The sequence below is a fragment of the Bacillus sp. NPDC060175 genome (genome assembly GCF_042728695.1).
Classification (GTDB): Bacteria; Bacillota; Bacilli; order Bacillales; family Bacillaceae_G; genus Bacillus_A.
On the sequence record NZ_JBHWYR010000192.1, the window covers coordinates 1 to 1,659 of the forward strand.

The following is a 1,659-nucleotide window of genomic DNA, read 5'->3' on the forward strand; positions in this document are numbered from 1 at the left end:
CACATCACTATCAAGCTAAGCTTATGCAAAGTCAATTTTAGGCGAGATTATTTCTTTTTTCTAAAGGCTACATGTAGGGAGTTTAAAGATTTGCATACGAAATAAACCCTAACAGGTTTCATTTTTTTGATTTAAGCTGCTTGATTTTCAGACATGGTACAATTGTAAACGACACCTAATATATCAAAGACTGTTTTCTTCTCATACCTATGAGATTTTCGCCCGTTTTGTTGTAAGAGGTTGAACAGGCGAATTAGAATCTTTGATAATTCTTGGGTGTCTTTCTGTATAGCTTGGAAAAGAAGAAGAAAGTAATCTTTTATCATATATATGGCCTTATATTCACTCAGTTCTCGTTTCTTTTTCATAAGAAGTAATTGCCGCATTTGAAACATGGTAGAAGAACAGAGTAGAATGGCAATCAGTTGCCCATACAAATGGCATTCCAATCGTTCTCTTTTTATCTTTTTACAATGATGAATATGAAAGAATGATTTCCACGTTTTAAATAAAATCTCGATTTGCCAACGTAAAGAATACCAATCATGTACTTGTCCCATCGGGACAATATCTGTAGGAGTATTTGTCATATATACATTGATACCGCTAAGTCGTTTACTACGAGCAGAATACTTCATTCCTTTCTTTTTTTCTCTTACAGTTTGATCTTGTAATCGTTTTTGTTGCTGTTCTTTTGATAGTCGATGAACAATCACACGAGTTGGGACTTTATCAGTCATTCCTACATAAGCGTTCGATATTTCACCTGTTTGTCCTGGTTGAAGAGAGTTCATTAAAACCTCCATATCTATCTGGATATACTCTGTACCTTTCTTGATTCTGCCATCTTGAAAATAATCAGGGTTAGGATTTTTTTGATAAATACGTGTATTCGATTTGATACGTGAGATATAATAAGCCTTTTTATCTTGTATATGTTGAAGATCTTTCAAATGAAAATAACCTAAATCTCGGATACATAAATCATTCGCTGTTACGGTTGGGGCACACAGGGAACCGTAGGTTCGATCATGTTGTTTACCTGGACCTGTATGAATATGAAGGAACTGTCCACTTAATAAATCATACTCAAGCTGAATCTTTACTCCCGCTGTATGGCTGCATCCTCCTGCACCTGGATAAACGAATGAAAAGGGATCTGGAAGTTGAAATGCAGTTGAATCTAAAATACGAATACGCTTGAAAATAGAAGTGTACGGAGAAGAGAGCAGCTTAGCTGAAGATAACTTTTGGTTGAGAAGTTTGGCTAATACTTGTTGTAGAAACTGCGCGGCTGCAGCGTTAAATCGTTGATTTAGTCCTTCGGGACTGATGAGCACTTCTGTTGATGCTTCTAAACAACTACATAATTGGGTTAAGGACGTTTTTGCTACACTTTGGCTTATCCATACACATAAAGCTATTAAATCTTGTGCTCGATACTTACTTGCTCGCTGTACAAACCCAACATCTCTAGCTAGATTCTGTAAGGTATTTGGGGATAAAAGACTCTGAATCTCCTGTGCGAATAGTTGTAGTTCGTCAGATACAGAAATAGACATACAAAAACGCCATCCTTTCCTATGATTCTACAGAAAGAATAACGTATTTTTTCATTTTAGGGGGGATTTTGTTTTATTAGGTTGATAGCGATGGGGT

1 protein-coding gene is annotated in these 1,659 nt (G+C 36.1%); it reads right to left on the minus strand.

The annotated features are described in order from the left end of the window. Positions 1-131 precede the first annotated feature (131 nt). Positions 132-1,562, minus strand: a complete 1,431-nt coding sequence (locus ACFWDE_RS30460) for an IS4 family transposase (RefSeq protein ID WP_377896394.1) — start codon at positions 1,560-1,562, stop codon at positions 132-134. Between the last annotated feature and the right edge of the window lie 97 nt (positions 1,563-1,659).

What these genes read in the sequence shown, in the direction of transcription:
- ACFWDE_RS30460 (WP_377896394.1), bottom strand. Translation starts at nt 1,562, where the DNA reads ATGTCTATTTCTGTATCTGACGAACTACAACTATTCGCACAGGAGATT.